This window comes from Psychromonas sp. (assembly GCF_983033635.1).
In genome coordinates this window covers 612-4,716 of record NZ_CEZLMY010000222.1, presented here as the reverse complement: position 1 = coordinate 4,716, position 4,105 = coordinate 612, and the positions used below count along the sequence as shown (strand labels likewise).

Below are 4,105 nucleotides of genomic sequence, written 5' to 3'. Positions count from 1 at the left end.
CACCAATTGCGGCCGCTAATGGCGCGCCGAAAATAAAGCCACGCGCTTCTGTACCGACAACTTTATCAATATTCTTGTCTTTATAACGTTCAACAAACAACTTAATAGTGGCTGCAAATGCATCACCATTTTCAATTAAACTGGTTACATCGCGAAAGATAATGCCAGGAAGTGGATAATCAGGAATGCTTTTTATACTGTTTTTTATTAGCTGCAGCGTGCTTGATGTCATCTGTTATTACTCTGAATTAAAATTTTAGTTCCTAAGGGTAAATAGTTGCATGGTTATGTGCAAGCAGTTGTCTCATATATTCGAGCGAGGAGGAGAAAAAGAGAGCAAATTTCCTCTATTATTTATATTAAAAACGATTTACATAAACAATAGAGAAATATATACAGATAAATACTGGTTTAATAAATAATTCCCTCCTCAATTAATGAAAGACATGCTCAACAATTTCATCTGCAATGATTGTTGAAAATCCTTTTTTCACTACATATCTTTTCGAAGCTTTGCGTGCCAAGCCCTCTAGATGGTTATTTAATATCATGTGGTCAAAAACATGATGTAAAGTCACTTCTATTTGCTCTACGGTCATATGTTCCTCACTTCAAAAAATAAGATTAAGCTAAGCAATGCTTACATTTTAATCGCTAGTAAGTTGCATTCATTTATAAATCGTTAGAAGGTTAGTCCAGACATCAAAAAAACACCAAACATTCAACACTCCCCTCAACTGACTGGATTCCATCACATCTTGTTCATTGTTAAAGTATTTTCTTATTTATCCCGCGCAATTCTGCTTGCAGGAATAATATCAGCTTTCAGAAAACGCGAAGCAGATCACGAAAAAATCGCAATTTCTCTGATGGGAATGGATCGGGCGTGGTTTTTGTCAATATTGGAGGCGCTGTATATCAAGCTGATTCACAATAAATTTGCAGCACTACATTTTTTATTCTGCTAACGCCTTAAGAATATCATTTGTACTTTTGATGGATCGGACTCTAATAAATAGCTCTTGCCCTTCTGTGTATTGCATCGCAATGTATCTCAACCATTGTTTGATGCGCTGCGGGTAGTATTTCTCTTTTGAACCAGTGGTTTCAATCTCGCTGTACTTAATAAGCAGCTGTTTTACTTCACACCACTGCATCTTGTCACCACCTTTTAAAACTCTTGCCAAATTAGGAATAGCAACAGCACCACGGCCAATCATCACATCATCACAACCGCTTACTTCTTTACATTTAATGTAATCAGCCTTGCTCCAGATCTCTCCATTGGCAATAACAGGAATATCAATCGAGTCTTTAATCAGCTTGATATACTGCCAATGCGCAGGTGGCTTATAGCCCTCTTCTTTTGTTCTAGCATGAACAGTAAGTTCTTTAGCACCTGCATCTCGAATAGCTTGCGCAATCTCTACACACTGGCTTTTACAATCCCAGCCGAGTCGAATTTTAGCAGACAAAACCTGATCATCCGGAACTGCGCCCCTGACCTCTTTTACTATTTGGTATATTGATTCTGGATCTCGCAGCAGGGAAGCACCACCAAGGTTTTTATTCACAGTTCGGGCAGGACAGCCAAAATTCAGATCCAAACCGTGCGAGCCCATTGCAACTGCTCGGTATGCATTTTCAGCCATCCATTGCGGATCTTGCCCCAGTAATTGCACTCTTATTGGAACGCCTGCTTCAGTCCTGCTTCCGTTATAAAGTTCAGGACACATTCTACGAAATACTTTTCTTGGTAATAATTGGTCGACAATACGAATAAATTCACTTACGCACAGGTCATAACCGCCAATATCAGTTAGCAAATTACGCATAAAGGCATCAGCTACGCCTTCCATAGGTGCTAGTATAACTCTCACAGATCTTTCCTTTAACTCAATTAAAGGCATCAGCACCTTTTCAGGCGCTAGTATAACTGCTGCTCAATAAATTCTATAATGTAAATTATTTTGTTTATTGCATTTTAATTTTACTCTCCGAAAAAGCCGTAACCAAAAATAAAAATGGCACTTTTATTAAAATAATCTTAAAAATATAATGGGATGATAAAAGAGCTATACCACGCCTGTAGAGCAGACAGTAAGTGTAAAAATACAGCGCAATTAAGCTGTTAACTATTCAGAAATCAATAAGGCAATGTGAACCAGCAATAAGCGCCACAATTAACGATTTTCTTTGCAAGAAAAAGATATTATTACAGAAAATTAAAGTGATAAGTAAGGATTGATATTTATAGTAATTTGAATGGGAAGCATTGCTGATAAAATACGACAAAAGCTGACAATACGGCATCTCTGAGTAAGAACTAAAAATAATAAATTTGCTATTATCATTGTCAAAAAACAAATATCTGGCAGTGCAGTTCACATTTTTCTGTTTTGATAAGTATAAGCTCTCTTTTCTAATAAAAAACGATGGAACTAGATAGCATTATTCATTTATTATTGGTAGATAAATAATTCACATTCAACGCCTTACTCGATCGATTTTTAAGTCAGAAGAAAAGATTTATTCTAGGAAAATTATGTCATTACCTGTTTTAATTTGTGACGATTCGGCACTTGCTCGTAAGTCTATTGCTCGCTCATTGCCTAACGATTGGGATATCACCATCAGCTTTGCCGAAAACGGTGAATTAGGTATTGAGGCAATCAGGCAAGGTAAAGGTGATCTGGTTTTTTTAGATCTTAACATGCCAGTTATGGACGGTTATCAAGTACTTGAAGCCATTTGTAAAGAAGATCTTCCCGCACTTGTGATTGTTATTTCTGGAGATATTCAGCCAGAAGCACACAAAAAAGTGCGTGAAATGGGGGCTATCGACTTTATTCAAAAGCCAATTAATCAAGAAGTACTGACAGAGATATTAGCCTCGTACGGCATTTATAAAGCAGGTAGCCATAACTTACTAGAAGATGCAGAAAACCAGGAAAATATCAGTTTACGAGATGCCTTGCAGGAAGTTTCAAATATAGCAATGGGTAAAGCAGGTGACTTATTGGCCCGTTTGCTTGATGTATTTGTATTACTACCTATCCCCAATGTAAATACATTAGAAACGAGTGAATTACATATGGCATTAACTTCCATTGCCAGTGATGACAATGTATCAGCCGTTTGTCAGGGTTTTATCAGCTCAGGGATTAGTGGAGAAGCAATCATTATTTTCCATGATTCCAGTTTCGCCGATATGGCAAAGCTGCTTAAATACCACGAAGCACTTAATGACCACATTGAAATTGAAGTAATGAACGATATTTCAAATATTCTTATTGGTGCATTTTTAAATGGACTCGCGCAGCAGCTCGACATCCATTTTAGTCAAGGTCAACCTAATGTACTTGGCCAACACTGTCACGTTGACGATCTGATTCAAGACAGACAAAGTCATTGGCAAAAAACACTGGCCATTGAAGTTAACTACCGAATTGAAAATTACAATATCAAATGTGATTTATTGCTTTTATTTACTGAAGACTCCATTGATACCCTCACTAACAAAATAGGATACCTGTTGAACTAATGAGTAATAGTATTGAACTTAAAGATATTCATTGGCTTATAGATATGATTCAAAATATCGATGTTGGGCTGGTTATTATCGACTTTGATATGAATGTGAAAGTTTGGAATGGTTTTATGGAAAATCATTCGGGACTATTAGCCGCTCATATTGTAGATCGAAAATTAAATGAACTATTTGAAGATATCCCAAAAGAGTGGCTGCAACAAAAAATGAACAGCGTTTGTTTATTAAAAAACAAAGCGTTCACCACTTGGGAACAGCGTCCGTTTCTTTTTAAATTCAAAAGTTACCGCCCTATAACCAGTAGTGCACGATTTATGTACCAAAATGTCACCTTTTTACCTTTAACAGACATTGCTGGTAAAGTGACTCAAATATGTATGATTATTTACGATGTCACTGATGTTGCTTTAAATAAACAAGCCTTTCAAGAAGCAAATACTAAATTGGAGCACCTAAGCCATACAGACAACCTGACCCAGTTAAACAACCAAGGTTACTGGCGTGAATGTTGTTTCCGTGAATATAAGCGTCATACTCGCACGCAACAATCATCAG

At 36.9% G+C, this 4,105-nt stretch carries 4 protein-coding genes and 1 pseudogene; 2 read left to right on the top strand and 3 right to left on the bottom strand.

Annotated elements, in window-relative coordinates; translation table 11 throughout:
* The 3 genes from AC4GME_RS17325 to dusC all read right to left on the bottom strand — a co-directional run.
* Nucleotides 1-232 (bottom strand): type I phosphoribosyltransferase (locus AC4GME_RS17325; protein WP_490379886.1); only part of this gene is annotated, 232 nt, incomplete at its 3' end.
* Between the two features lie 202 nt (nt 233-434).
* Nucleotides 435-599, bottom strand: a complete 165-nt coding sequence (locus tag AC4GME_RS17320; RefSeq protein ID WP_490378806.1) for a hypothetical protein — start codon at nt 597-599, stop codon at nt 435-437.
* A gap of 357 nt (nt 600-956) precedes the next feature.
* On the bottom strand, nt 957-1,880 hold the full coding sequence (dusC, locus tag AC4GME_RS17315) for a tRNA dihydrouridine(16) synthase DusC (RefSeq protein ID WP_490378805.1): 924 nt from the start codon (nt 1,878-1,880) through the stop codon (nt 957-959).
* A 665-nt stretch (nt 1,881-2,545) separates the two neighbouring features.
* Between dusC and AC4GME_RS17310 the strand changes: the two genes are divergently transcribed.
* Nucleotides 2,546-3,544 carry a response regulator gene (locus AC4GME_RS17310; RefSeq protein ID WP_490378765.1) on the top strand — a complete coding sequence of 333 codons (999 nt, stop codon included), beginning with the start codon at nt 2,546-2,548 and terminating at the stop codon, nt 3,542-3,544.
* Nucleotides 3,544-4,105: pseudogene (locus tag AC4GME_RS17305) on the top strand (diguanylate cyclase); the annotation flags it as partial. The gene AC4GME_RS17310 and the pseudogene AC4GME_RS17305, both read left to right, overlap by 1 nt.